Below are 26,376 nucleotides of genomic sequence, written 5' to 3'. Positions count from 1 at the left end.
CCGACCCGAACCCTAAACTTGAGGTTTAGGGTTACCGCTGTGCCTGCGTCATATCACCGTTGGACACAGCCTGGTGACACAGGACAGTAGGTCGCATCCGGCTCGTGTTCAACGAACACGCCGAGCTTCCCGTTTTTCTTTTGAGCCTATGTGATCATCGACCGCCCGGCGAAACCGGGGGGTGGACCACCAAGGGTCGGTGCGGAGCTGTGACTGCGTCAACATCGCCCTCGGGAGGAGAACTTACCGGATCAAGGCGACACCGCTGGGGCGTCCGGCGCACTCACGTCATAATTCGTCCCCCGCTGGCCGAGCAGCGCGGTGAGCACGACGGCCTTGCGCGCGGTGCGCTCCGCACTCCCCCAGCGCACCGTCACACCCCCGCTGAGCTGCAGTCGGATGTCATCGTACGAGTGAATCTGAAGCGCGCCCGTGCGCTTGGCGACCTCGGGGGGCAGCCCTGCGGCCACCGTGACCGCCGCTCGCAGCAGGGTCGGCCGGTCGACCACCGCCAGGGCGTCGTTCGCCTGCTGACTGAGTGCCAGCTCCAGCAGCGGGACGCCCGTCGGGGCGGACGGTTCGGTGGCGAAGCTCACTCCGCCGGCGTCCACCTGCGAGAAGGTGCCGTCCTGGTTCTTGACCGCCGCGACCGGTCTGCGCTCCACCAGCTTGACCCTGAGGGTGTGCGGCCAGCCCCGCCAGACCTCGGCCTTGGCGACCCGGGGAAGCCCCTCCACCCGGTGCTCCGCCTCGGTCAGGTCGATCCGGGCCAGCGGACCGTGCCGGAGCCCGCCGAGCGCCTCCCGGACCTGGTCGTCGGTCAGTTTGCCGCTCTCCAGGCCCTGGACCGCGACGGTGCGCACGTCCAGGGCCGAGGAGAAGAAGACCAGCCAGCCGAGCGCCCCCAGCACCAGGGCGCCCAAGACGCTCAGCACCACGATGCCGCGCCGGGAGAGCCGGAGTCCGGGACCGGACTCCGGCTCCTCGTCCAGCGGGTCGTGGACCGAGGCCTTAGCCACGGCGGCGGCCGCCCCTGGATGCCTCGATCGCCTCGTAGACCATGCCGACCAGCAGCTCGTCCGCGTCGCGGCGGCCGAACTCGGCGGCGGACCGGCTCATGTCCCAGAGCCGGCGCGGGTCGGTGAGCACCGGCAGGACGTTCTGCAGCACCCAGTCGGGGGTGAGCTCGGCGTCGTCCACCAGCAGACCGCCGCCGGCCTTGACCATCGGCTGAGCGTTCAGCCGCTGCTCGCCGTTGCCGATCGGCAGCGGCACGAAGGCGGCGGGCAGCCCGACCGCGGCCAGCTCGGCGACGGTCATCGCCCCGGCCCGGCAGAGCATCATGTCCGCGGCGGCGTAGGCGAGGTCCATCCGGTCCAGGTACGGCAGCGCCCGGTACGGCGGCATCCCGGGGATGTCGTCGACGTGCGGCAGCTCGTTCTTGGGGCCGACCGCGTGCAGGATCTGCACGCCGTACTGCTGCAGGCGCGGGGCGATCGCCTGGACGGTCTCGTTCAGGCGGCGGGCGCCCTGGGAGCCGCCGGAGACCAGCAGGGTGGGCAGACGCTGGTCGAGGCCGAAGTAGTGCCGGGCCTCGGGGCGCACCGCGTTGCGGTCCAGGGTGGCGATGGTGCGGCGCAGCGGGATGCCGATGTAGCGGGAGTCCCGGAGCTTGGAGTCGGGCGTGGAGACCGCGACGTAGTCCGTGTAGCGGGCGCCGATCTTGTTGGCCAGACCGGGGCGCGCGTTGGCCTCGTGCACCACGATCGGCACGCCGGCGCGCTTGGCGGCCAGATAGGCGGGCATGGCGACGTAGCCGCCGAAGCCGACCACCGCGTCGGCCTGGACCCGCTCGATGATGTCCTGGGCGGCGCGGACGGTACCGCGCAGCCGGCCCGGGACGGTGATCAGCTCAGGGGTGGGCTTGCGTGGCAGCGGAACGGCCGGGATCAGCGCCAGCTCGTAGCCCCGCTCGGGGACCAGCCTGGTCTCCAGTCCGCGCTCGGTGCCCAGGGCGGTGATCCCGCAGCTCGGGTCGTGCCTGCGGAGGGCGTCCGCGAGGGCGAGGGCCGGCTCGATGTGACCGGCGGTCCCGCCGCCGGCGAGTACGACATGCACCGAAATTCACCGCTCCCTGCGCGCCGGCCGGGGAGCAGGGCGCGCTGTGGTTCGTCGTCGTGGCAGCACCCGGGCCAGGAATGCCCTGGACCGGGAGTTCTTGCTCCGGGCGGCCAGGGCCGCCTTCGCCCCCGGGGTGTTGCGTGCGAAGCAGAGCAGCACCCCGATGGCGCACATGGCCGACAGCATGGCGGAGCCGCCGTAGGAGAACAGCGGGAGCGGGACACCCGCGATGGGCAGGAGTCCCAGTGCCGACCCCAGGTTGATCATGGCCTGCGCCATGATCCACGTGGTGGCGGCACCCGCCGCGTACCTGACGAAAGGATCCTTCGTACCGATGGCCACACGGATACCCGCATACCCTAGTGCCGCGAAGAGACCCAGTACTGACAGCGTCCCCACCAGACCCAGCTCCTCACCGGTCGCGGCGAAGATGAAGTCGGTGTGCGCCTCGGGCAGTTGGCCCCATTTTTCCACGCCCGCGCCCAGTCCGGATCCGAAGGGGCCGCCGGCCGCGAACGCGTACAGTCCGTGCAGCGCCTGGTAGCAGTCGACGCCCGAGTCCGGCGGCGGGCTGGTGACGCCGACGCAGGCCAGCCGGTCGAGCCGGTGCGGCACGGTGATCACCAACGCGGTGCAGGCGGCCACGGCGATGCCCAGGGTGGCGCCGAACAGCCGCAGCGGAGCGCCGACCATCCATAGCAGGCCGAAGAGCATCGCGATCAGGATCATGGTGGTGCCCATGTCGCCGCCGAGCATGATCAGCAGCATCAGCAGCACGGTGCCGGGGACCAGCGGCACCAGCAGGTGCTTCCACTGGTCCAGCAGCTTGGCCTTCTGTTTGCGGGCGAGCAGGTCGGCGCCCCAGAGGACCAGCGCCAGCTTGGCGAACTCCGAGGGCTGGATCTGGAAGAAGCCCAGGTTGATCCAGTTCCGGTTGCCGTTGACCTCCATGCCGATGCCCGGGATGGCGACCAGTACCAGCGCCCCGATCACGCAGATCAGCAGCGGGTAGACCAGTCTGCGCTGGAGCTTCGCCGGCATCCGGGCCAGCAGTACGGCCAGCACCAGCCCGAGCAGGGCGGCGATCAGCTGCTTGCGGAAGAAGAAGGTGATCGGCAGGTGCCGCTGCATCACCAGGATCTGCGAGGAGGAGAAGACCATCACCAGGCCGAGCACCACCAGCAGCAGTGCCGAGCCGAGGATCAGGTAGTACGGCGTCAGCGGCCGCCCGAGGGTGTAGCGGGCGCGGTCCCGGAAGGCCCGTAGCCGGGCGATCGGGCCCGCGGACTTGAAGGTGGTGGTGGTCGCCGAGATCAGCCGCAGCCGGGAGCTCGTGCGCTCGGGTGGAGCAGCCGTGCCCGCCTTGCCCTCACCCGCCACGGCGGCTCCCCCTCACACAGCTGGGGGCGACGAGCCGCGGGGGCCGTTGACGGCACCCCGCGGCTCGCTCGCCCTACTTCCGCAGATCCTGAACGGCCGCGGCGAACAGGTCGCCGCGCTCGCCGTAGTTGGTGAACATGTCCATCGAGGCACACGCCGGGGCCAGCAGGACGGTGTCACCCGGATGAGCGAGTTTGGCGGCCTCACGGACCACCTCGGTCATCGCCACCGCGCCAGTCTGGCCCGCTGCCGCCTCGATCACCGGAACATCCGGCGCGTGTCGCGCCAGCGCGTCGCGGATCAGCCCGCGGTCGGCACCCATCAGCACCACCGCGCGCAGCCGCGAAGCCGCGCCCTGCACCAGCTCGTCGAAGGTCGCGCCCTTGGCCAGGCCCCCCGCGATCCAGACGATCGGCTCGTAGGCGGCCAGCGAGGCCGCCGCGGCGTGGGTGTTGGTCGCCTTGGAGTCGTCGACGTACGTGACCTGGTCCACGACCGCCACCTCGGTGATCCGGTGGGCGTCCGGGCGGAAGGCCCGCAGGCCGTCCCTGACCGCCTTGGTGTCCACCCCGTAGGCCCGCGCCAGGGCCGCCGCCGCGAGGGCGTTGGCGATGTTGTGCGGGGCCGGCGGCACGACGTCGGAAACCGCGCCGATCTCGGCGGCGTTCTTCTGGCGGTCGGGCACGAAGGCCCGGTCCACCAGCAGGCCGTCCACCACGCCGAACTGCGACGGGCCCGGCGAGCCCAGGCCGAAGCCGATGGCCCGGCAGCCCTCCTCGACGTCGGCCTCGCGGACCAGCGCCTCGGTGGCCGGGTCGGCCAGGTTGTAGACGCAGGCGACCTGGTTGCCCTGGTAGATCCGGCCCTTGTCGGTGGCGTACGCCGCCATCGAGCCGTGCCAGTCCAGGTGGTCGGGCGCCAGGTTGAGCACGGCGGCCGAGTGCGGGCGCAGGGAGGGCGCCCAGTGCAGCTGGTAGCTGGAGAGCTCGACCGCGAGGACGTCGTACGGCTCCTCGGCGAGTACCGCGTCCAGCACCGAGACGCCGACGTTGCCGACGGCGGCGGTGCGCTTCCCGGCGGCCGTCAGGATGGACGCCAGCATCTGGACGGTGGTGGTCTTGCCGTTGGTGCCGGTGACGGCCAGCCAGGGGGCCGGCTCGCCGGTGGACGGCAGCGGCCTGCGCAGGCGCCAGGCCAGCTCGACGTCGCCCCAGATCTCGATGCCCGCCTCGGCGGCGGCCAGGAACAGCGGGCTGCTCGGCGGCCAGCCGGGCGAGGTGACGATCAGCCGGGTGCCCTCGGGCAGGCTGTCGCCGTCGCCGAGCCGGACCCGGACGCCCGCTCGCTCCAGCTCGGCGGCGCGGCCGCGCAGGCCCTCGCCGTCGCCGCCGTCGACCACCGTGACCTCGGCGCCCAGCTCGCGCAGCACCCTCGCCGCGCTGATCCCGGAGACGCCCAGACCGGCCACGGTGACCGGCAGGCCGTCCCAGACGAGCTCGGTCATCCGGTCACCCATCCCGCGTAGAAGAGGCCGAGGCCGACCGCGACGCAGAGGCCCTGGATGATCCAGAACCGGACCACGATCAGTACCTCGCTCCAGCCCTTGAGCTCGAAGTGGTGCTGCAGCGGGGCCATCTTGAAGACACGCTTGCCGGTCATCCGGAAGGAGCCGACCTGGATGATCACCGACAGGGTGATGATCACGAAGAGGCCACCGAGCAGCGCCAGCAGCATCTCGGTACGGGAGCAGATCGCCAGACCGGCCAGCGCGCCGCCGAGGGCCAGCGAGCCGGTGTCACCCATGAAGATCTTGGCGGGCGAGGTGTTCCACCACAGGAAGCCGAAGCAGGAGCCCATCAGGGCGGCGGCCACCACGGCGAGGTCCAACGGGTCGCGTACGTCGTAGCAGTTGGCGGTCGCGGTGATCATCGAGGAGCAGCGCTGGCCGTACTGCCAGACACCGATGAAGGTGTAGGCACCGAAGACCATCACCGAGGCGCCGGTGGCCAGGCCGTCCAGACCGTCGGTGAGGTTCACGCCGTTGGACATCGCGGCGATCATGAAATAGGCCCAGATGACGAACAGCACCGGGCCGATCGACCAGCTGAAGTCCCTGACGAAGGACAGGTGGGTCGAGGCCGGGGTCAGCCCCCGGTCGTCCCTGAACTGGAGCGCCAGGATCGCGAAGGCGAGACCCACGAAGGACTGGCCGAGCAGCTTCGCCTTGGCCCGCAGGCCCAGCGAACGGCGCTTGACCACCTTGATGTAGTCGTCCAGGAAGCCGACCAGGCCCAGCCCCGCCGTCAGGAACAGCACCAGCAGACCGGAGTAGGTGGGCTTCTCGCCCGTTATCGCCTTGGTGACGAAGTAGGCGATCAGGGTCGCCATGATGAAGGCGATGCCGCCCATGGTGGGCGTGCCCTTCTTGCTGTGGTGGGCCTTGGGGCCGTCATCGCGGATGTACTGCCCATAGCCGTTCCTCGCCAGCAGCTTGATCAGCGCGGGGGTGCCGAGCAGGGACAGCACCAGGCCGATCATGCCCGCGAACAGGATCTGCTTCACCGGGCTTCACCGTCCGCGAGCAGCGCCTCGGCGACCTTCTCCAACCCCACCGACCGGGACGCCTTCACCAGCACCACGTCCCCTGGTCGCAGCCCCGCCCGCAGCAGCTCGATCGCCGCGTCCGCGTCGGACACCAGCACCGACTCCTCACCCCACGAACCTTCGTTCCTCGCGCCGAGTTCCATACACGCCGCGTCGCGTCCGCCGACCGCCACCAGCTTGGTGACGTCCAGTCGGACCGCGAGCCGGCCGATGGCGTCATGCTCGTCGAGGCTGTCCTCGCCGAGCTCCCGCATCTCGCCGAGCACCGCCCAGGTACGGCGGCGCTCCGGGCCCCGGCCCCCGATCGACACCAGAGCCCGCAGCGCGGCCCTCATGGACTCGGGGTTCGCGTTGTAGGCGTCGTTGACGACGGTGACTCCGTCGGCCCGGTCGACGACCTCCATACGCCAGCGGGACAGCGCACCCGCCTCGCCCAGGGCGGCGGCGGTGTCGTCGACGGACATGCCGAGCGCCACCGCCACCGCGGCGGCGGCGAGGGCGTTCGAGACGTGGTGTTCACCGTACAGGCGCAGCTGGACACTTGCGGAACCGGCCGGGGTGATCAACGTGAACGATGGCCGCCCGGTGGCGTCCAGACGAACGTCCGCCGCCCGGACGTCGGCCTCCGGGTGCTCGCCGAAGAGCAGCACCCTGGCCTTGGTCCGCTCGGTCATCGGCCGCACCAGCGGGTCGTCCGCGTTGAGCACCGCGACGCCCTCCGAGGGGAGCGCCTCCACCAGTTCGCCCTTGGCCTCGGCGATCGCGGCCCTGGAACCGAACTCGCCGAGGTGCGCGGTGCCGATGTTGAGCACCACGCCGATCCGCGGCGGCACGATCCCGGTCAGGTAGTCGATGTGGCCCTTGCCGCGGGCGCCCATCTCCAGCACCAGGTGCCGGGTGGACTCCTCGACCCGCAGCGCGGTCAGCGGCATGCCGATCTCGTTGTTGAACGATCCCGGCGGGAAGACCGTCTCGCCCCGGCGCCGGAGCACCTGGGCGATCAGGTCCTTGGTGCTGGTCTTGCCGGCCGAGCCGGTGACCGCCACCACCTCGGTGTCCTTCGCCCGGTCCACCACGGCGCGGGCGAGCCGGCCGAGGGCGACCACCACGTCGTCCACCAGTACGGCCGGGACGCCGACCTGACGGGTCGCCAGCACCGCGACGGCTCCGGCGGCCACCGCCCTGTCGGCGAAGTCGTGGCCGTCCACGTGCTCGCCGACGATGGCCGCGAACAGGCCGCCGGGGCGCAGCTGCCGGGAGTCCACCTCGACCGGGCCGGTGACCTGCGCCTGCGGGTCCGCGGCGTCCAGGGTGCCGCCGACGGCGGCGGCGATCTCTGCCAGGGTCAGTGCGATCACTGCTGCTCCACTCCGTTGCTCGCCCGCTCGCAGGTTCCGTGCGCGATGGCCTCGCGCAGCACCTCGCGGTCGTCGAAGGGACGGATCTCGTCCCGTACGTACTGGCCCAGTTCGTGGCCCTTGCCGGCCACCAGGACGGTGTCCCCGGCGTGGGCGCGGGCGACGGCGGCGGCGACGGCCTCGGCCCGGTCGGGGACGACCAGGACCTCGCCGCGCTCGGCCTCGGGCACGCCCGCGGCGCCGGCCAGCATGGTGGCGAGGATCGCCAGCGGGTCCTCGGAGCGCGGATTGTCGCTGGTGAGGACGGCGGTGTCGGCGATCCGGGCGGCGATGGCGCCCATCGGGCCGCGCTTGTGCGGGTCCCGGTCGCCGCCGCAGCCGACCACCACGTGCAGCCGGCCCTTGGTGATCTCGCGCAGCGAGTTCAGCACGGCCTCCAGGGCGTCCGGCTTGTGCGCGTAGTCGACCACGGCGACGTACGGCTGGCCGGCGTCGACCCGCTCCAGCCGGCCGGGGACGCCCGCGATCGAGGCCACCCCCGCGACGGCCGCCTCCAGCGGAATCCCGGCGGTGACCAGGGCGGTGATCGCCCCGAGCGCGTTGGCGACGTTGAACGGCCCCGGCAGCGGCACCGAGGCGTCGGCGGCGGCACCCTCCGGGCCGAGTACCCGGAAGGTCGAGCCGACCGGACCGAGCTGGACGTCCACGGCGCGCCAGTCGGCGTCCTGGTCGCCCTTGGCGGAGAAGGTGGTCATCGGGATCGGCGCCTCGCCGGCCAGCCGGCGGCCGTACTGGTCGTCCAGGTTGGCCACGCCGCGGCGGGCCTTGTCCGGCTGGAAGAGCCGGGCCTTGGCCCGGTAGTAGTCCTCCATGTCCGGGTGGAAGTCCAGGTGCTCGGGCGTCAGGTTGTTGAACAGGGCGACGTCGTAGACGACCCCGTCCACCCGGCCGTAGACCAGGGCGTGGCTGGAGACCTCCATGACCACCGCGTCGGCGCCGCGCTCGCGCATCACCGCGAGGATGGCGTGCAGGTCGGTGGCCTCGGGGGTGGTGCGCTCGCTCTTGATCCGCTCGGTGCCGACCCGCATCTCCACGGTGCCGATCACGCCGGGCACCAGGTCGGCGCCGCGCAGGCCGCCCTCGACCAGGTACGAGGTGGTGGTCTTGCCGTTGGTGCCGGTCAGGCCGATGGTCAGCAGCTGCTCGCTGGGGCCGCCGTAGATCGCGGCGGCCAGCAGGCCCATCACGGCGCGCGGGCTGGGGACCACCAGCAGCGGCACGCCGGTGTCGGCGGCCAGCTCGGCTCCGGTCCGGTCGGTCAGTACGGCTACGGCTCCGGCGGCCACCGCCTGGGCGGCGAAGGCCGCTCCGTGGTGGTTGGCGCCCGGGAAGGCCACGTACACGTCCCCCGGGCGCACCGCGCGGGAGTCGTGGGTGATGCCGGTGACCTGCCCGCCCTCGACGGGCTCCAGGCCCAGCAGACGGGCGACCTCGGCGAGCGGGGTCACCGCCGGGCTGGTCGGACGGGGCGGGGTCGCGTTGGTTTGATCGGGTTTCGGCACGGCGGGAAGGCTATCTGCCGATGGGCCTCCAGGGCCAAACCGGGCCGTTCCCCCGCTCCGGCCCGAGCCGCCGCCGGGCGCCCGGCGCACCTGCCGGCGGCCGCCCTCCTCGTCCGCCGGCGGGCCGGACGGGCCACCCGTGCCGGCCTGCTCCCCCGACCCTCGGCCGTCCCTCCCGGGGCGGGCACCGGCGGCCGCGCCGCCCTCGGCCTGCCAGGCGGTTCCGGTGGTTCCACCGGCCTGCTCGGGCCGCGGCGTCGGGTCGGGAAGGAGGTCTGGGCGGTGGTTCATCAGGGCTTCCAGTCGACGGGCAGGTTGGGCGCCTCGCTCCCGCTGGGAGCGACGTGCAGGGTCTTCAGAGTGAACTCCATCACCTGCTTGAACACCGGCCCGCAGAGCTGGCCGCCGAAGTGGCCGTTGACCGGGTCCTGGATCACGCAGGAGACCGTCACCCTGGGCGCCTCCGCCGGGGCGAAGCCGATGAAGGAGGCGGTGTAGCCGGAGTACTTGCCGGTCTTGGGGTCGACCCGGTTGGCGGTGCCGGTCTTCCCGGCCACCCGGTAGCCGGGGATCTGCGCCGAGCCACCGGTCCCCTGCTCGTCGGAGACGACCGACTCCAGCATCTCGGAGAGGGTCTTGGCGGTCTCCGGCTTGACCACCCGGGTCTGCTCCCCGGCCGGCGCCGGGGTGTACCGGCCGTCGGGTCCGGTGGTCCCGGCCAGCAGGCTCGGGGTCACCCGCACCCCGCCGTTGGCGATGGTGGAGAACACCGAGGTGGCCTGGAGGGCGTTGACCGACAGGCCCTGGCCGAACGGGATGGTGTACTGCTGCGAGCCGCTCCAGGTCTCCGGCTTGGCCAGGATGCCCCTGGTCTCGCCCGGGAAGCCGAGCCCGGTGGGCTGGCCGATGCCGAAGCGGTGCAGGTAGTCGCCGAGGATCCGGTTGGACTCCTGCTGGTTCTTGCCCAGGTGCTCGGCGGCCTCGATGGTCCCGATGTTGGACGACTTGGCCAGCACCCCGGCCAGCGTCAGGTACCAGGTCGGGTGGTCGATGTCGTCGTGGAAGACCCGGTCGGAGCGCTGCAGCGTGTTGGGCACGGTGACGTGGGTGTCCCACTGCGCCGAGCCGCTGTCCAGCACGGCGGCCATGGTCATCAGCTTGGCGGTGGAGCCGGGCTCGTACGCGTCCTGGACGGCCGCGTTGCCGAGCTGGTCCGCCTTGGCCGCGCGCAGGTTGTTGGGATCGAAACCGGGCGAGGTGGCCATGGCCAGGATCTGGCCGGTCTTCACGTCCTGGACGACCACGTAGCCCTTCTCGGCCCCGGCGTTGGCCACCTGGTCGGTGATGGCGCGCTGGGCCGCCCACTGGATGTCCCGGTTGACGGTCAGCCGCAGGTCGAGTCCGGGCACCGGGAGCTGCTGGCTGCCGCCGGCGGAGGTGGGCACCACCCGGCCGGCCCCGGAGGCGTAGGTGACCCGGCCGTCCCTGCCGGCCAGGTCCTTCTGGTACTGGAGCTCCAGACCGCCGGTGCCGACCCCCTCCGAGTTGACGAAGCCGACCAGGTTGGCGGCCAGGCCGCCGGCCGGGTAGACCCGCTGCTTGCTGTCGGTGAAGCCGAGGCCCACCAGCGGGTTGACGCAGGCGTTGTCCAGGTACTGGCGGCCGCCCTGCTCGGCGGGTTTGCCGAGGAGCAACCGCTGGGCCCGGCACTCCTTGGTGTCGGTCTGCTTGGTGAGCGAGGTGCGCAGGTCGGTGATCTGCTTCTTGACCTCGGGGCTCTGCCGGGGGGCCAGCATCACCCACTTGGTCTTCGGGGTGTGCAGGGCCGCGGCCAGCTGCTCCTTGCTGCGGCCCAGGATGGGGGCCAGCAGGGCGGCGGCCTGTTCGGGCGCGTCCGGGATCCTGGTCTTGTCGGCGGGGTAGAAGGTCGGATCGGCGACGACGTCGTACGCGTCCACGGTGGTGGCCAGCGCGACGCCGTCCGACGACGTTATCGAGCCGCGCTCGGCGGAGAGCTTGGCGTCGTAGTACTGGTTGGCACCCGCCGCGACGGCCAGCGTGTCCGAGTCGAGCAGCTGCAGCTGGACCAGCCGGCCCGCGAAGACCGAGAACACCAGGGTCAGCGCGACCGTGATCAGCCGCAGCCGGCGGCGCGAGTCGCCGAGCTTGACCGTGCGCGGCTGCGGACGGGCGGGCGGGCGCGGGTGGCCGCCCTGCGGACGGCGCTGATCGGAGGTGCGCTGTCGCGGCGCGCGCGGGCGCTCGCCCGGATTGCGCGACGGCGTACGGGCTGCGCCGCGCGCCGGTTTGCGGCCCGTGTCACCGGCGGGTCTGGAACGGGCGCCGTCGGGGCGCCGCGGCTTGCGGTCACCGGAGCCACGCGAGGGCTGACGGGGAGTACTCATCGCGGCGAACCTCCGGCCGGAGCTGACGGGGTGGCGGGCGGTGCCGGATCGATCTGCACGGTGCCGTCCCCGGTGGGACTGGGCGAGGGTGCGGCGGACGCGGGGGCGGACGGCTGGGCGGTCCGGTTCTGCTGCTGCCACAGCTCGGTGCTGGAACGCTTCACCGGCGGGCTGTCCTGCGCCTGGCCCGGCTTGCCGAGCACCTTTCCGTCGTCCTGCAGGAAGGCGGGATCGCCGCCGGGCACCATGCCCAGCTCACGGGCCCGCCGCTCCAGCGCGTCCGGCGCCGAGGCCTGGTCGATCTGCTGCTGCAGGGTCTGCAGCTGATCGGTCTGCCCGGTGGTCTGCTTCTGCAGCCGGGACAGCTCGAAGGAGCCCTCGTTCAGCGCCGTGTTCAGCATCAGCAGCCCGAGCAGCCCGCCCGAGAGCAGCACCACCACCAGCACCGCGAACGGTGTCCGCCCCCGCGTCGACCGCCGGCCCGGCCGTACGGTGATCCGCGCTCTTCCACTCTGACCGGGCAGCGTCCTGCCGCCACGGACCCGCCCTCCCTGCCCGCCCACGGGCAAGCGGGGCCCACCACCGGCCACCGGCACCGCGTCTCTCCCTCGCCTGCTCTCCCCCCGGCCGGAATCAGGCCCGAGTCTCCCTGATCCTCTCCGCCACGCGCAGCCGTACGGGCGCGGCGCGCCGGTTCTCCTCGATCTCCTCCTCCGTGGCCAGCTCGGCACCCCGGGTGAGCAGCTTCAGCCAGGGCTGGAGCTCCTCCGGGACGAACGGCAGGCCGGGCGGGGCGGTGCTGGTCGCCCCGGCCGCGAAGTACTGCTTGACCAGGCGGTCCTCCAGCGACTGGTACGACATCACCACGATCCGGCCGCCCAGTGCGAGCACGTCCAGCGCACCGGGGATGGCCCGGTCCAGGACCTCCAGCTCACCGTTGACCTCGATCCGCAGCGCCTGGAAGGTCCGCTTGGCCGGGTTGCCCCCGGTCCGCCGGGTGGCGGCCGGAATGGCGTTGCGCACCAACTCCACCAGACGCGCGCTGTTGGTGAACGGTTCCTTCTCGCGCTCCCGCACGATCACCGAGGCGATCTTCCCGGCGAACCGCTCCTCGCCGTAGAACTTGAGGATGCGGGCCAGCTCGCCGTGGCTGTAGGTGTTCAGCACCTCGGCGGCGCTCAGGCCCCGGGACTGGTCCATCCGCATGTCCAGCGGCGCGTCCTGCGCGTACGCGAAGCCACGGTCGGCCTCGTCCAGCTGCATCGAGGAGACCCCGAGGTCGAAGAGGACGCCCTGCACCTCGGGAATGCCCAGCTCGGCCAGCACCCGCGGGATCTCGTCGTACACGGCGTGCACCAGGGTGGCCCGGTCGCCGAAGCGGGCCAGCCGTTCGGCGGAGAGCTTCAGGGCGGCCGGGTCGCGGTCCACTGCCACCAGCCGGACCTCGGGGAACTGGGTGAGCAGCGCCTCGCTGTGCCCGCCGAGGCCGAGGGTCGCGTCCACCACCACGGCGCCGGGGGCGGAGATCGCGGGGGCCAGCGCGTCCATACAGCGCTGGAGCATCACCGGGACGTGCTTGGGTGCCGAGTTCTCGCTGCTCATCCCACCATTCTGGACCACCGGGCGGGGGCAGCACACACGCCGCCTCCGGTCCCCGCCCGCTCACCTGGGGAAGGAGTACCGCCCGGCACCGGGGAAGGTGCGCCAGGTGGCACGGAGCGGGTGGAGGCCGCAGGCGGCGTACGGACCGCACCGACCGGCCGGAAAGGCGTGGTTGACGGTGTGTGACACCACTGCTTCGCTGCGCCGCAACTCTATCGCGCGGAGGTGGTCAGTCAATCGTCCGCGACGGCGCACCACCCAGCCGGAGGTATCGGGTCTCCGCAGGTCGGCGGGGGTGCGACGGGCTCCGCGGCCGGTGGGGGGACGGCCCGGGCGAGGCGCGCACCGCGTACCGCGCGCGCCGGACAGACCGGGGCACAAGCGGTCAAGTCGTCCCGTCCGCCGGGCGCGCTCCGCTATGCGCTCCATCACACCGCCCTCGATCCGGCGGTCCTCCCCCACCACGGAGCGAGAAATCCTATTACCGTCGTCGGCATGACAGTGACCCCTGAGCGGCCCACGCCGTCCACCGCTGCCGCCCCCACCATCACCGACCGCTTCGTCGAGGCCAACCGCGCCTATGCGGTCGGCTTCCGCGACGGCGGCATGGACGCCCGGCCCGTCCAGAAGGTCGCCGTGGTGGCCTGCATGGACGCCCGGCTCGACCTGTTCGCCGCGCTCGGCCTGGAGCTCGGCGACGCACACATCATCCGCAACGCCGGCGGCGTCGTCACCGACGACACCATCCGCTCGCTCACCATCAGCCAGCGCGCCCTCGGCACCCGCTCGGTGGTGCTGATCCACCACACCGGCTGCGGTCTGCTCGGGCTCACCGAGGACTTCCGCCGCGAGCTGGAACTGGAGGTCGGCCAGCGCCCGCAGTGGGCCGTCGAGGCCTTCGTGGACCTGGACAGCGATGTCCGCCAGTCGATGCAGCGGGTGCGCACCTCCCCGTTCCTGCTGCACACCGACGACGTCCGGGGCTTCGTCTTCGACGTCCACACCGGCCTGCTGCGCGAGATCGACTAGGACCGCCACCCCCACCGGCCCGGCGGACGGCGTCCGGGCCGGTGGGACCGCGCTCCGTCCGGGGGACGAACCGGGACAGTGCTCGCGTCTCGCCCTCCCGGGTGACTTTCGGCCACCCGGCAGGGAAGAATGCGCCTGCAGGCTGACCCCGTACCACCTGGGGCTGCCTGACCGCGCCACCGCCCCGCACCGGTCCTCCGCCTGATTCCCGAAGACACTCAGGTCCCCCTCCGGAACCGCGGGTCCGCTACCGGAACCGAAGTGGCGGCGGGCCGCGTAATCGGGGTGGGGCCGGACCCGGGACGAGGGCCGGCGACTGGGCCATGGGAGCTTACGGGTGACGACCTACAACGGACAGACCGCCGCCGTGCGGGCGAGCGGCCCGCGTCCGGCCGGACTGCACGAGCCCGGACTGCACGAGCTGAGTGCGGTGGCGGAGCGGGTCCGCGCCTCGGTGGAGAGCGTCATCGACGGCAAGCCGGAGGCCGTCCGGATCGCGCTGACCGTGCTGCTGGCCGAGGGCCACCTGCTGCTGGAGGACGTCCCCGGCGTCGGCAAGACCATGCTCGCCAAGACGCTCGCCCGCTCGCTCGACTGCTCGGTCCGCCGGATTCAGTTCACCCCGGACCTGCTGCCCTCCGATGTGACCGGCACCAACATCTTCGACCAGCAGCGGCTGGACTTCGAGTTCCGCCCGGGCGCCATCTTCGCCCAGATCGTGGTCGGCGACGAGATCAACCGGGCCTCGCCCAAGACCCAGTCCGCGCTGCTGGAGTCGATGGAGGAGCGCCAGGTCACCATCGACGGCACCAGCCACGAGCTGCCCTCCCCGTTCATGGTGATCGCCACCCAGAACCCGGTCGAGATGGAGGGCACCTACGCGCTGCCCGAGGCCCAGCGCGACCGCTTCATGGCCCGGATCTCGATCGGCTACCCAAGCCCCGAGGCCGAGTTCGCCATGCTCGACCACCACGCCGGCGCCAACCCGCTGGACGGCCTGAAGCCGGTCGCGCACGCCGACGACATCCTCAGGCTGATCGGCCTGGTCCGCACGGTGCACCTGGCCGACCCGGTCCGCCGCTACGCCGTCGACCTGGTCGGCGCCACCCGCAACCACCCGGAGCTGCGCCTGGGCGCCTCCCCCCGGGCCACCCTGCACCTGGTCCGCGCCGCCCGCGCCGCCGCCGCGCTGGACGGCCGCGAGTACGTGCTGCCGGACGACATCCAGGCCCTCGCCGTCCCCGTCCTGGCACACCGTCTGATGCCCACCGCCGAGGCCCAGCTGAGCCGCCGCGGCGCCGAGCAGATCGTGCTCGACCTGGTGACCCGGCTGCCGATCCCGCGTCCGCAGGGGCGCGGCTGAGGTGGCTCAGCCCGACAAGCCCGCAGGCCTGCGCACCGGGCTGCAGGGCCTGACCACCAGGGGCCGCTCCTTCCTCGCCGCCGGGATCACCGCCATGGGGTGCGCGTACGTCTTCGGCCAGGAGACCCTGCTCCAGGTCGGCGTGCTGCTGGCCGCGCTGCCGCTGTGCGCCGCCGTCCTGCTGCTGCGCACCCGCTACCGGGTCGCCGGAGGGCGCAGGCTCGCCCCGCACCGCGCCTCGGCCGGGCAGGAGGCCCGGGTCCACCTGCGCCTGGACAACGTCTCCCGGGTCCCCACCGGACTGCTGCTGCTGGAGGACCAGGTCCCGTACGTCCTCGGGCCGCGCCCCCGCTTCGTGCTGGACCGGGTCGAGCCGCACGGCTTCCGCGAGGTCTCCTACCGGGTCCGCTCGGACGTGCGCGGGCTCTACCCGCTCGGGCCGCTCCAGCTGCGGGTCGCCGACCCGTTCGGGATGTGCGAGCTGACCAGGGCCTTCGCCGCCTTCGACACCCTCACCGTGGTGCCGCAGGTGCAGCCGCTGCCCCCCGTACGGCTGGCCGGCGAGTCGCCCGGCCGCGGTGAGAGCAACACCCGCACCCTCGCGCTGGCCGGTGACGACGACGTCATCCCGCGCGAGTACCGGCACGGCGACGACCTGCGCCGGGTGCACTGGAAGTCCACCGCCCGGTACGGCGAACTGATGGTCCGCCGGGAGGAGCAGCCCGTCCAGGCCCGTGCCACCGTGCTGCTGGACACCCGGGAACTCGCCCACCGGGGCACCGGCCTCGCCTCCTCCTTCGAGTGGGCCGTCAGCTGCGCCGCCTCGGTCGGCGTCCATCTGCTGGAACTCGGCTACCGGACCCGGCTGCTGACCGACGCCGGCGGCTCGGTCGCCGGCGCCGAGGCCGGCGCGGCCACCGCCGGCGAGTCCGCCGGACTGCTGCTGGACGCGCTGGCCGTGATCGAGCACTCCGACGGCGGGGGCTTCGGCCGCGCCGAGGACGTACTGCGGTCCGGCGGCGAGGGCCTGCTGGTGGCCGTCCTCGGCGAACTGGACGAGGAGCAGATCACCCGGCTCTGCAAGCTCCGCCGCCGGGCCGCCGTCGGCATCGCCTTCGTCCTGTCCGTCGAGACCTGGGCCGGGCTGCGCGCGGTCCTGCCCGACGCTCCCGACCACCGGAGCGCCCGGCAAATCCGGCTGCTCCGCGAGGCCGGCTGGACCGTACTGCCCGCCAGGTCGGTCGACTCGGTGCCCGAACTCTGGCGCCTCGCCGACCGCTCCGCCCAGGGCTCCCCGGTGCGGGGCCCCTACCGAGACGAGGCCGGTTCGTGACCACCCGGGCCAAGTTGACGCTCTACTCGGCGCTGGCCACCGCGCTGACGACGCTCTGCCTGACCCCCCTGGTCGCCCAGAGCGCCTGGTACCTCGCCGCGGCCGTCCAGATCATCGCGGTCGCCGCGGTCGGCGCCGGGCTGCGCCGCCTCGCCCTCTCCCGGGTTCTGGTGGTGCCGCTCCAGCTGCTGGCCGTGCTGTACCTGCTGATGTTCCTGACCGTCGCGTCCTCGCTGACGGGCGGCGTGCTGCCGGGCCCGAGGGCGATCGACGCGGTCGGCACGCTGGTGGCCGACGGCGTCGCGACCATCCGCGACTACACGATCCCGGCACCCGCCTCGCCCGGGCTCAGGCTGATCCTGATCGGCTCGGTGACCCTGGTCGCCGTCCTGGTGGACGCCCTCGCGGTGACCTTCCGCCGGGCCGCCGTCGCGGGTCTGCCGCTGCTCGCGCTGTACTCGGTCGGCACCGGCCTGAACCCCGCCGGGCACTCCTGGGCCTGGTTCCTGCCCACTGCGGTCGGCTACCTGCTGCTGCTGTTCGCGGAGGGCCAGGACCGGCTCTCCCGCTGGGGCCGGATCTTCCACGGCACCGCCCGGCACGGCAGCCGTAGCCTCTCCCACAACGGCCACCTGGTCGGACTGCTCGCCCTGGTGTGCGCGCTGGTCCTCCCGGGGTTGGTCCCGCAGGGCAGCCTCGGCCTGATCGGCAAGGGCTCGGGGGCGGGCCACGGGTCCGGCTCCGCCGGGCGGATCACCTCGCTCAATCCGGTGGTGGCGCTGACCGCCAGCCTGAACCGGCCGGGCAACGTCGAGATGTTCAGCTACACCACGGACGCCAGCAACGCCAGCCAGATGTACCTGCGGATCAACGCGCTGGACGACTTCGACGGCGTCGAGTGGAAGTACTCCGACCAGCCGCTGCAGCCCCTGCCCACGACCTTCCCCGCCCCGGAGGGCCTCGGTTCGGGTGTGCCGGTCACCCCGGTGTCCACGAACGTCACCATCTCCGACAGCCTCAGCACCGACACCCTGCCGATGCCGTACCCCGCCGACACCGTCACGGTGCCGGGCCGCTGGAGGTACGAGCCCGGCACCCGCACCGTGGTCGCCGACAACGGCCAGCAGAGCAACGGCCTGAAGTACCGGGTCGACAGCCTGGACATCGAGCCGAGCCCGGCGCAGCTGCGCTCGGCCGGGGAGGCACCCGCCGACTTCGCGCAGAAGTACCTCGGGCTGCCGCAGGGCCTTCCGCCGGTGGTGGCCGAGACCGCCCGGCGCGTCACCGCCGGGAAGAACGACGCCTACGACCGGGCGGTGGCCCTGCAGAACTGGTTCAACTCGCCGGACTTCCACTACAGCCTGTCGGTCCCGGCCGCCACCGGGAGCGACGCCATCGTCCGGTTCCTGCGGGAGCGGACCGGTTTCTGCGTCCACTTCGCGGCCACCATGGCCGCCATGGCCCGGACGCTCGGCATCCCCGCCCGGGTCGCCATCGGGTTCGCGCCCGGCACCGACCAGGGCAACGGCCGCTACGTGGTGCACGCGCAGGACTACCACGCCTGGCCGGAGCTGTTCTTCCCCGGCTCCGGCTGGCTGCGCTTCGAGCCGACCCCCAGCCGCGGTGTCACCCCGAGCTACTCCCAGGAGCGGACCGCGCCCGCGCCCAGTGCCCCCTCCGAGCAGCCCACCGCCACGCCGACCGCCAGCGCCTCCGCGGCGCCCAGCGCCGACGGCGGCTGCAAGGCTCAGCAGCGCCGCGCCGGGGACTGCGGGGACCAGGGCAAGCCCGCTTCGCGCGCCTCCACGGCGTCGGCACCGTGGAGGGTCGGCGGCCAGACCCTGGCCTGTGCCGCCGCAGGCCTGCTGGTCCTCGCCCTGCTGGCCACGCCGATGCTCTGGCGGGTCCGGCAGCGCCGCCGGCGCCTGGGCACCGGCCGGCACCAGCCCGGCGGCCCGTCCGCCCGGATGACCGACCAGCAGGTGCTGGCCGCCTGGGAGGAGCTGATCGACACCGCCTGGGACCTGGGGGTCCCGCCCGACGAGGCGCGGACCCCGCGCCGGGCGGCGCAGCGGATCGCCGAGGCCGGGCAGCTGGACGAGTCCGCCGCGGCCGCCGCCGGCCGGGTCGCCCTGGCCGCCGAACAGGTGCTCTACGCGCGCCTCCCGCAGCCCCAGTCCGGGCTCGGGGCCGACGTACGGACCACCGCGGCGGGCCTGCGGGCCGCGGCCGGGCGGCGCGGCCGGGCCAGGGCCGTCCTGCTGCCGCCGTCCTCGGCACGGCTGCGGTGGCGGAACCAGGAGCGGACCGCCGCCGCCCGGGACGCGGTGGCCCGGCTGCCCACCCGCCTCACGGCGGTGTTCCGCAGGCGGTAGCACCGCCCAGGGGCGCGGGGAGTCGCGTGGCCGGCCCGCGGACGGCGGTGGGCGGCTTCCCTCCGTTCCCGCGCCCCGGGCGGCCGCATGCCCGGCTCCCGCCGTCCCGGCCGGACGGTGCCCCGCACCCCGAGGAGCCGGGCCGAGCGCCCGGGGCTCCGCCACCGCGGCCACGTACACGGGTGAGGGCGGGCAGTCCACCGACTGCCCGCCCTCACCCGTACGTCCAGAACACCGACCGGCTACAGGCCGTTGTGCTCATCCCTGCGGCGTTGCCAGCGCTGCTCCATCCGGTCCATCACACCGGCCTTCCGACGCGGAGCCGGGGCCGTCCTCGGACCCGCCCCCTGCCCGGCAGGGCCGCGCCTCCACCAGGTAACGGCGAGGACCGCGCAGCCCAGCATCACGAGGAACCCGACGACGCCCACCCAGATGTACTGAGCGACCATGCCCCCCATCAGGAGGCCCACACCCACGACGAACCCTGCGGCGGCCAGGTAGACCTTCCGACGGGTGTAGGTGCGCAGCCCGGTTCCCTCGAGCGCTGACGCGAACTTGGGATCTTCTGCGTACAGCGCTCGCTCCATCTGCTCGAGCAGTCGCTGCTCGTGCTCCGAGAGCGGCACGGAGTCCTCCTACTCGTCGGTCGCGGGGCGACCGGTCCGCCACCCCTGGCTCGGCCCTGTGTGGTCCATATGCCCCATGGTTCTGGCTGTCATGCTTTCCGGCTTTACCCAGATCATACGGTCCGGAGGCCGGGTTCGGGACGGTCGGGCACACGTGGCTCGGGCCGCTCGCGTGTGCGCTTTCCGTACGGTTCCCAACGCCGCAGTGCACGGACAAGTGCCCGAGACGGAGGAATCTCTCGCAGTTATGGCCGAAGGGTCAGGTGAGCGAGGCGAGCAGGTGCAGCTGGGTGGCCACGGCGTGGAAGGCGGGCTCCGCCGCCGCGGCCTGCTCCAGCCTGAGCAGTGCCTCCATCGCGCCGGGCTCGGTGTCGACCAGGACGCCGGGGACCAGGTCGGCGAAGACCCGTACGCCGTGCACCGAATCCACCCGCAGACCGGCGGCGCGGGCCAGGCGGTCGAGCTCCTCGCCGGTGAACCGGCGCGGCATCGGGTCCTGCTCGCCCCAGCGGCCGTTGGGGGCGTCCAGCACGGCGCGGGCATCGGCGAAGTGCCCGCCGAGGGCGCGGGCCAGCACGGCACCGTTGCGGTTGGCGGCGAGCAGGCTCACCAGACCGCCCTTGCGCAGGGTCGCGGTGAGGTTGCCGAGCGCCTCGGCCGGGTCGTCCACCACCTCCAGGACACCGTGGCAGAACACCGCGTCCACGCTGGCCGGGCTGATCACCTCGGGCAGGGTCTGGGTGTCGCCCTGCACGGCACGGATCAGCTCGGTGACACCCGCCTCGGCGGCCCGGCGCTCCAGCGCGAAGAGCGCGTCCGGGCTCGGGTCGACCACGGTCACCCGGTGGCCCAGCCGGGCCACCGGCACGGCGAAGTTACCGGTGCCGCCGCCGGTGTCGAGCACGTCCAGCACCGGCTGGTCCAGTTCGGCGGCCCGGCGTTCCAGGGCCGTCTTCACCACCTCCCACACCACGGCGGTACGCAGGGCGCTGCGGGGACGCGTCGGGTACAAGGCTGGGGCTCCTCGTGGCGGGGGTTCGCTGTTGCCACCACCTTAGACCGACCGGCCCCTGCCGGGCCCCGCCCCACCCCGGCCACACCGGCGGCACAGCGCCTCCACACCACGGCCCTGCCGGCGGCCGGCCGGGGCCTACCCCGGGGAGCCTTCCTCCGCCGCGGTGGCGAGCGGGTCGAGCGGTAGCGGCTGGGCCGGCGGGTCGGGGTGAAGGCCCAGCAGGCGCTGCACGATGCGGTGGTAGAGCGCGGTGTTGCGGATCAGGTCGTCCGCGTCACGCGGGCTGGCCGCACCGCGGATGCCCGCCTCGGCGGCGGCCCGGCGGCGGGCGCCCGCCGCGAAGTAGACGGCCCACTCGGCGAGTTCGGGGGCGACCTCGGGCAGGACGTCCCAGGCGCTGCGGATGGCCCGGCGGCGGCGCGGGTTCCGCTCCGGCCGCCCGCGCACGGCGAGCACGGCCGCGGTGGTGCGCAGCGCGGCCAGGTGCGCGGCGGCGTACCGCTCCAGCGGGTCCTCGAACTGGCGGGCGCGGAGCAGCGTCAGGTCGGCGTGGTGGAGGAGGTCCAGGGCGGCGGGCGGGGCGGCGGCCCTGCGCTGCACGGGGTGGACGTCGGCTCCCCGGCCCTGCGGCGGCGGGCTCCGGTACGGCTCCTGCCGGGACGGCGCGTACTGGGGAGCGGGGACACGAGGATCGGCGACTTGGCGGCGGGTGACGGTCTCAGGGCGGCTGATGGTCATGGCATCCCCCGGTCCAAAGCGGATGGCGCGGGCCGGGTGGCCCGTGCGATTCCATCCTGAACGGCACCACTGACAATCCGTCCGCTGATCCGTCCGCGGAGGCCGCGGGGGCCGCGGAGGCCGCGGAGGCCGCGGAGGCCGCGGGGGCCGCGAAGCCGCAGAGGCCGCGCAGGCCGCACGAGCCGTCGACCCCGGCGACCCCGGCGACCGGTCCGGTCGCCGGAACCGGCCGGCGGCCGGCGGCGTCCTGAGAACCCGGGCCGTCCGCCGGCCCGGGTACCGTGTGGCCCGACCGTTAGACGTGGTTTCCAAGGGGGCACGAAAGTGGGCATCGTCCCGTTGATCTTCACCAGCGGCTGGGCGAGCGGGATCAACGCCTACGCCGTGGTGATGCTGCTCGGTCTGCTCGGGCGCTTCGCCGGGGCGGAGTCGGTCCCACCGGTGCTGGAGCGCACCGATGTGCTGATCGCCGCGACCGTGCTGTTCCTCTGCGAGGCGGTCGCCGACAAGATCCCGTACGTGGACACGGTCTGGGACGCGATCCACACGGTGATCCGCCCGATCGCCGGTGCGACGGTCGGCGCCCTGCTGGCCAGTGCGCACCCGGGCTCGCTGGGCGAGGTCGCGGCGGGCGCGATGGGCGGTGCCACGGCGCTGGTCAGCCATCTCGTCAAGGCCTCACTGCGGATGGCGGTCAACAGTTCCCCCGAGCCGGCCAGCAACATCATCGTCAGTCTGGTCGAGGACCTCTCGGTGGCCGGGCTGGTCACCCTGGCGATCTTCCACCCGTGGTTCGCCGCCTCCGTCGCCGCGATCCTGCTGGCGGCCGGCCTGGTGCTGGTCTGGTTCGCGTTCTCCCGGATCCGCCGCTTCCGCCAGCGGCGCCGCGAGCGCAGGGCGCAGCGGGCCGCCGGGCGGCAGCCCCAGCCGGTCGGCGCACAACGGTACTGAGTGCGGACACGGACCGTCCGTCCCTGGAGTGGCCCGGAGAGGTGGCTCGGGGAGGTGGCGGGCGGGATCTAGGATCGGATCCCATGGCACGGATCGTCATCATCGGAGCAGGAATCAGCGGACTGGCCGCCGCAGCCCGGCTGGCCACCCTCGGACACCGGGTGACGGTCTGTGAGGCGAGCGGGACGTACGGGGGGATGCTCGGCCGCTACGAGCGGGACAGCTTCGCCTTCGACACCGGCCCCGGTCTGCTCACTCTGCCCGCCGTCTACCGCGACCTGGCGCTGAAGTCCGGCCGCGACCCGCTGGAGCAGTTGGTCGAGCTGGCGCCGCTGTCCCCGGAGAGCCGGCACGTGTTCCCGGACGGTACGGATTTGCTGCTGCCCAACGCCTCGCGCGGCGGGGTCGCCCAGGCCCTGGACGCGGCCTTCGGCCCGGGCTCGGGCGAGCGCTGGGGCGAGGTGATGATCCGGGCCCGCGCGGTCTGGGAGGCCACCCGGCGGCCGCTGCTCGAAGAGCCGCTGCCGGCCGACCCCCGTCCGCTGCACACCGACCCCTACCCGGCGCCGCCGCGCCGCGGACTGGCCCGGCTGTCCCACCGCACCAAGACCCTCTCCGACGTCGCCGAACGCGAACTCGGCGGCCACCCCGGGCTGACCGCGCTGCTGTACGAGTACGCGCTGCGCTTCGGGCTCTCCCCCGAGGACGCACCGGCCGGGGCCAGTGTGCTGCCGTACATGGAGCAGTCCTTCGGCGTCTGGTACGTCACCGGCGGCAACCGGGCGCTGGCCGAGGCGGTGTACCGGCGGTGCGAACAGCGCGGGGTGGAGTTCCACTTCGACACCCGCGTCACCGAGGTGCTGATGGCGGGCGGCAGGGCCTGCGGGGTCGCGGCCGGGGAGCGCCGCTTCGAGGCGGATCTGGTGCTCTCGGCGGTCGACGCCGCCACCCTGGCCCGGCGCGGCATCGTGCCCGGCCTCGACCCGAAGTTCGGCGCGGGCGGGTCCACCGGCCGGCTCACGGTCCTGCTGGCCCTGCGGGGCGCACGCCCGGCCGGAACCGCGTACCGCACGGTGGTGCACGCCCGGGACTCGCAGCGCGAACTGGACCAGGTCTTCGAGCACCCCGATCTGCCCGAGTACCCCACGGTCCAGGTGCACCGGCCCGATGACGCCACACTGCGCCCGGACGATGCGCACGAGGCCGCCACGCTCACCGTCACCGTGCCAGATCCGGACGAACTCGCCGATCTCGCACCGGACTTCGAGGCGTATGCCGACCATCTGCTCGACCACCTGGCGACCGCCGGGATCGATCTGCGCGAGCGGGTGCTGTGGCGCGAGGTGCTGCCGCCGTCCGCCGCCCTGGCCCACCCGTCGCTGGCGGGGCTCGGCGGGCGGTTCCTCAACCCGCCGAACGAGTCCGGCATCCCGGGCCTGCTCCTGGTCGGCGCCACCGTCCATCCCGGTGGAGGCCTGGCCAGGGCCGGGATGTCCGCCTCGATCGCGGCCACCGGGATCGGCCCGGCCTGAACGGGCCGCGGACCGGGCCGCGCCGACCGGCGGCGGGGAGTGCGGATCGAGCGGCCGGCACGACCCCTGTCGCCGGCCGCCCTCAGCCCGGCGGCTGCTCGGCGGCGCGCTTCAGGCCCGCCGCCTCGATGGCCAGATAGCGGCGGGTCAGCGGCCCGTAGACCACACCGAGCACCGGAGCGGCCGGGCCGAACTGGCTGAGCGTCAGCGTGACCTCCGCGCCGCCGTCCGGTCGCGGGTCGATCCGGTGGTCGGCGACGGTCAGCACCCCCGGGGCGCCGCTCTGCCAAGCGAAGCAGCGCCCGGGTTCGTACACCGTCACCTGCCAGACGGCCGGGCGGAGCCTGGGCTGCCGGATCCGCACCGTGCTGCCGACACCGAAGGGGCCCTCCTCCAGGCGGCGCACCTCGGAGACGGTGGCGGTCCAGGATGGCCAGCGCTCGACCTCGGTGAGCACCTGCCAGATCCGCGCGGGCACAGCCGCGACCTCGACCGTGACGGTATGGGACACGGGCACCCCCGCAACTGACCGACGGCACGTCAACTCGACCAGCGTACGGCTCGGTTGTCCGATCGGTCACGGGTTCCGCGACAGGGGCGCGACCGGCCTGCCCGGTGAACCATCCGGTGGCAATGGGCAGTTCACACCGGTTCGCGCCCCCAGGGCGCTAACCGCCCATCGCCCGGGCGAGCTTGAGGAACCGATCCGCGCCGGCCGCGTCGCCCTGCCGCTCCAGGGTCCGACCCAGCGCCTCGTACGCCCAGCCGTTGGCCGGGTCGAGCTCCACCAGGCGCCGGAAGAGCCGTTCGGCGCTGCCGAGCCGGGCGCTGTGGAAGTACGCACGGCCGAGCAGTTCGACGGCGGAGCGGTTGGCCGGGTCCTGCTCGACGAGCGGTTCGAGGATCCGGGCCGCCCCGACGTAGTCCTCGGAGTCGAAGAACAGGACCGCGCGCTGGTACTCGTGATAGCTCACCGGAACGGCTCCTCCCGGTACGGACGGGCTGGACGGCCGCTTCAACCACCGCGGCCGCCGATGTGTTCCGGGCGCTGTGTTCCGGGCCCGGCGGTCAGGGCTCCGCCGGATGCGGCCCGGCGGAGGCGAACCGAGGATGAGCAGTGGAACCAACCGCGCTCCCGCCAGGGAGGACGCCATGACCGACGCCGACATCCTCGCGACCATCGGCGACATGGTCGCCGCCGAGAAGGTCCTGCGGGCCAGGATCGCCGCCGGCGAGGCGGACACCGCCAGTGCCCAGCAGGAACTCGCCGCCCTGGAGATCAGGCTCGACCAGTGCTGGGACCTGCTGCGCCAGCGCCGCGCCCGCACCCAGTACGGCGAGAACCCCGACGAGGCCCACGTCCGCCCGGCCTCCCAGGTCGAGTCCTACGAGTCCTGACCGGGCCGGGGCTCAGCCCTGCTGCTGGTGACCCCAGGGGTTGTGGCCGTAGCCGGGCTGCTCCACGGCCTGCGGCTGCTGGTACTCCCAGGGCTGGGCGTACTGCTGGGGGACGTCCTGGTACTGGGGCTGTGGCTGGGCGTAGGGGTCCTGGTACCCGGGCTGCGCGTACGACTGGTCGTACCCGGCCCCGGGCTGCTGCGGCCAGTGCTGGTCGGTGTACGGGGAGGCTCCGGGCTGCGGCTGGAAGGCGGTCGGCGGATACGGCTCCGGCTGCTGGACGGGCTCGACGTACACGCTGCCGTCGCCGATCTCCTGCAGCTGCCCGTACGGGGATGCCTGCCCGTACGGATCGTAGGCGGACGGCTGCCCGTACGGGGCATAGGCACCCGGGTCATAGGGAGCCGGGTCGTAGGGAGCCGGATCATGGGCGACCGGGTCATGGGCGACCACACCGTAGGCGGCCGGATCGGACGGTACCGATTCGAACGGGCTCGGGTCGCGCGGGCCGGGCACCGCCGCGACCGGTCCGGCCTCCTCGACCGGGCCGACCTCGCCGACCTGCCGCACCACCGCGGCGGCGGCGACGGCGCCGCCGGTCGCGGCGCTGAGCAGCGGGATCCGGGCGAGCGGGCCCGGCAGGCCGCCGTCCCGGCCGCGCAGCGACCAGGCGGTGGCCGTACCGCGCTTGACCGCGAGGGTGACGAGGGTCTGGCCGAGGGCGAAGGCCGCCCCGCCGGCCCCGATCACCACCACCGACCGGAGCTGCATCCCGGCGACCACCGTGAGGAAGCCCGCCAGCGCGAGTGCTCTCCAGTGCAGCGGCGCGCGGTTCTGCAGCAGCAGCTCGGCGAACAGCCAGAGCGCCACCACCGCCAGCGCGACGTACAGCAGCAGATATCCGATGCCCATCCGCTACCTCCAGTCGCGAACCGCGCGTCTGCGGGCGACTGTACCGTCTCGGCGGCCCCGGAGCCGCATCGC

General features: G+C 73.3%; 23 protein-coding genes. 7 read left to right on the top strand and 16 right to left on the bottom strand.

Annotated features, from left to right (window positions below):
- Window positions 1–251: 251 nt before the first annotated feature.
- The 10 genes from ACSMTC_RS27845 to rsmH all read right to left on the bottom strand — a co-directional run bounded on the left by ACSMTC_RS27845 (window position 252) and on the right by rsmH (window position 13,032).
- Window positions 252–1,019, bottom strand: coding sequence for a cell division protein FtsQ/DivIB (locus ACSMTC_RS27845; RefSeq protein WP_436562452.1), 768 nt, complete (start codon window positions 1,017–1,019; stop codon window positions 252–254).
- Complete coding sequence (murG, locus tag ACSMTC_RS27840; RefSeq protein WP_436562451.1) at window positions 1,012–2,118, bottom strand: undecaprenyldiphospho-muramoylpentapeptide beta-N-acetylglucosaminyltransferase; 1,107 nt, start codon at window positions 2,116–2,118, stop codon at window positions 1,012–1,014. Before murG ends, ACSMTC_RS27845 begins: the two co-directional genes overlap by 8 nt.
- A gap of 6 nt (window positions 2,119–2,124) precedes the next feature.
- Entirely contained in the window at window positions 2,125–3,501 is a 1,377-nt protein-coding gene (ftsW, locus tag ACSMTC_RS27835; RefSeq protein ID WP_436562450.1) for a putative lipid II flippase FtsW, read from the bottom strand.
- 73 nt (window positions 3,502–3,574) lie between these two features.
- Window positions 3,575–5,005: a UDP-N-acetylmuramoyl-L-alanine--D-glutamate ligase gene (murD, locus tag ACSMTC_RS27830; RefSeq protein WP_436562449.1), complete on the bottom strand. Its 1,431-nt coding sequence runs from the start codon at window positions 5,003–5,005 to the stop codon at window positions 3,575–3,577.
- A complete protein-coding gene (gene mraY, locus ACSMTC_RS27825) occupies window positions 5,002–6,063 on the bottom strand; it encodes a phospho-N-acetylmuramoyl-pentapeptide-transferase (RefSeq protein WP_436562448.1) in 1,062 nt (353 codons plus the stop codon). Before mraY ends, murD begins: the two co-directional genes overlap by 4 nt.
- Complete coding sequence (locus ACSMTC_RS27820) at window positions 6,060–7,463, bottom strand: UDP-N-acetylmuramoyl-tripeptide--D-alanyl-D-alanine ligase (protein WP_436562447.1); 1,404 nt, start codon at window positions 7,461–7,463, stop codon at window positions 6,060–6,062. Before ACSMTC_RS27820 ends, mraY begins: the two co-directional genes overlap by 4 nt.
- Complete coding sequence (locus ACSMTC_RS27815; protein WP_436562446.1) at window positions 7,460–9,025, bottom strand: UDP-N-acetylmuramoyl-L-alanyl-D-glutamate--2,6-diaminopimelate ligase; 1,566 nt, start codon at window positions 9,023–9,025, stop codon at window positions 7,460–7,462. The genes ACSMTC_RS27820 and ACSMTC_RS27815 overlap by 4 nt, the downstream gene beginning before the upstream one ends.
- A 290-nt stretch (window positions 9,026–9,315) precedes the next feature.
- A complete protein-coding gene (locus ACSMTC_RS27810; RefSeq protein ID WP_436562445.1) occupies window positions 9,316–11,430 on the bottom strand; it encodes a peptidoglycan D,D-transpeptidase FtsI family protein in 2,115 nt (704 codons plus the stop codon).
- On the bottom strand, window positions 11,427–11,876 hold the full coding sequence (gene ftsL / locus ACSMTC_RS27805; RefSeq protein WP_436562444.1) for a cell division protein FtsL: 450 nt from the start codon (window positions 11,874–11,876) through the stop codon (window positions 11,427–11,429). Before ftsL ends, ACSMTC_RS27810 begins: the two co-directional genes overlap by 4 nt.
- Window positions 11,877–12,063: 187 nt before the next feature.
- Complete coding sequence (rsmH, locus tag ACSMTC_RS27800) at window positions 12,064–13,032, bottom strand: 16S rRNA (cytosine(1402)-N(4))-methyltransferase RsmH (protein WP_436562443.1); 969 nt, start codon at window positions 13,030–13,032, stop codon at window positions 12,064–12,066.
- A gap of 495 nt (window positions 13,033–13,527) precedes the next feature.
- On the opposite strand from rsmH, the gene ACSMTC_RS27795 reads away from it, so the two are divergent.
- From ACSMTC_RS27795 to ACSMTC_RS27780, 4 genes are all read left to right on the top strand, one after another.
- Window positions 13,528–14,061: a beta-class carbonic anhydrase gene (locus tag ACSMTC_RS27795; protein WP_436562442.1), complete on the top strand. Its 534-nt coding sequence runs from the start codon at window positions 13,528–13,530 to the stop codon at window positions 14,059–14,061.
- 397 nt (window positions 14,062–14,458) lie between these two features.
- Window positions 14,459–15,424: an AAA family ATPase gene (locus ACSMTC_RS27790; protein ID WP_436564832.1), complete on the top strand. Its 966-nt coding sequence runs from the start codon at window positions 14,459–14,461 to the stop codon at window positions 15,422–15,424.
- A gap of 1 nt (window position 15,425) precedes the next feature.
- Window positions 15,426–16,757: a DUF58 domain-containing protein gene (locus ACSMTC_RS27785; RefSeq protein WP_436562441.1), complete on the top strand. Its 1,332-nt coding sequence runs from the start codon at window positions 15,426–15,428 to the stop codon at window positions 16,755–16,757.
- Window positions 16,754–19,132 carry a transglutaminase TgpA family protein gene (locus ACSMTC_RS27780; RefSeq protein WP_436562440.1) on the top strand — a complete coding sequence of 793 codons (2,379 nt, stop codon included), beginning with the start codon at window positions 16,754–16,756 and terminating at the stop codon, window positions 19,130–19,132. The genes ACSMTC_RS27785 and ACSMTC_RS27780 overlap by 4 nt, the downstream gene beginning before the upstream one ends.
- Window positions 19,133–19,374: 242 nt before the next feature.
- On the opposite strand, the gene ACSMTC_RS27775 is transcribed toward ACSMTC_RS27780, so the two are convergent.
- From ACSMTC_RS27775 to ACSMTC_RS27765, 3 genes are all read right to left on the bottom strand, one after another.
- A complete protein-coding gene (locus ACSMTC_RS27775) occupies window positions 19,375–19,758 on the bottom strand; it encodes a DUF3040 domain-containing protein (RefSeq protein WP_436562439.1) in 384 nt (127 codons plus the stop codon).
- Between the two features lie 259 nt (window positions 19,759–20,017).
- On the bottom strand, window positions 20,018–20,770 hold the full coding sequence (locus tag ACSMTC_RS27770; RefSeq protein ID WP_436562438.1) for a methyltransferase domain-containing protein: 753 nt from the start codon (window positions 20,768–20,770) through the stop codon (window positions 20,018–20,020).
- Window positions 20,771–20,908: 138 nt separating this feature from the next.
- Window positions 20,909–21,511 (bottom strand): SAV_6107 family HEPN domain-containing protein, encoded by a 603-nt coding sequence (locus tag ACSMTC_RS27765; RefSeq protein WP_436562437.1) that lies wholly within the window; start codon window positions 21,509–21,511, stop codon window positions 20,909–20,911.
- 324 nt (window positions 21,512–21,835) lie between these two features.
- Here ACSMTC_RS27765 and ACSMTC_RS27760 point away from each other — a divergent pair, with 324 nt between their 5' ends.
- Together ACSMTC_RS27760 and ACSMTC_RS27755 are read left to right on the top strand one after the other, a co-directional pair.
- Window positions 21,836–22,462, top strand: coding sequence for a DUF4126 domain-containing protein (locus ACSMTC_RS27760; protein ID WP_436562436.1), 627 nt, complete (start codon window positions 21,836–21,838; stop codon window positions 22,460–22,462).
- 83 nt (window positions 22,463–22,545) lie between these two features.
- On the top strand, window positions 22,546–23,994 hold the full coding sequence (locus tag ACSMTC_RS27755) for a phytoene desaturase family protein (protein ID WP_436562435.1): 1,449 nt from the start codon (window positions 22,546–22,548) through the stop codon (window positions 23,992–23,994).
- A gap of 82 nt (window positions 23,995–24,076) precedes the next feature.
- Here the strand turns inward: ACSMTC_RS27755 and ACSMTC_RS27750 are convergent, their stop codons facing one another.
- Both ACSMTC_RS27750 and ACSMTC_RS27745 read right to left on the bottom strand, forming a co-directional pair.
- Window positions 24,077–24,505, bottom strand: coding sequence for an SRPBCC family protein (locus ACSMTC_RS27750; protein WP_436562434.1), 429 nt, complete (start codon window positions 24,503–24,505; stop codon window positions 24,077–24,079).
- Window positions 24,506–24,662: 157 nt separating this feature from the next.
- Complete coding sequence (locus ACSMTC_RS27745) at window positions 24,663–24,968, bottom strand: tetratricopeptide repeat protein (RefSeq protein ID WP_436562433.1); 306 nt, start codon at window positions 24,966–24,968, stop codon at window positions 24,663–24,665.
- Window positions 24,969–25,146: 178 nt separating this feature from the next.
- Here ACSMTC_RS27745 and ACSMTC_RS27740 point away from each other — a divergent pair, with 178 nt between their 5' ends.
- The gene (locus ACSMTC_RS27740; RefSeq protein ID WP_436564831.1) at window positions 25,147–25,392 is read left to right on the top strand and encodes a DUF2630 family protein; all 246 of its coding nucleotides are present in this window, start codon (window positions 25,147–25,149) and stop codon (window positions 25,390–25,392) included.
- A 12-nt stretch (window positions 25,393–25,404) separates the two neighbouring features.
- Here the strand turns inward: ACSMTC_RS27740 and ACSMTC_RS27735 are convergent, their stop codons facing one another.
- A complete protein-coding gene (locus ACSMTC_RS27735; RefSeq protein ID WP_436562432.1) occupies window positions 25,405–26,304 on the bottom strand; it encodes a hypothetical protein in 900 nt (299 codons plus the stop codon).
- Window positions 26,305–26,376 lie beyond the last annotated feature (72 nt).

Source organism: Kitasatospora sp. HPM-01-4, from assembly GCF_051374625.1.
In the GTDB taxonomy this organism is placed as follows: Bacteria; Actinomycetota; Actinomycetes; order Streptomycetales; family Streptomycetaceae; genus Kitasatospora.
The sequence above is the reverse complement of the archived record's forward strand: the minus strand, read 5'-3'. Positions and strand labels throughout refer to the sequence as shown.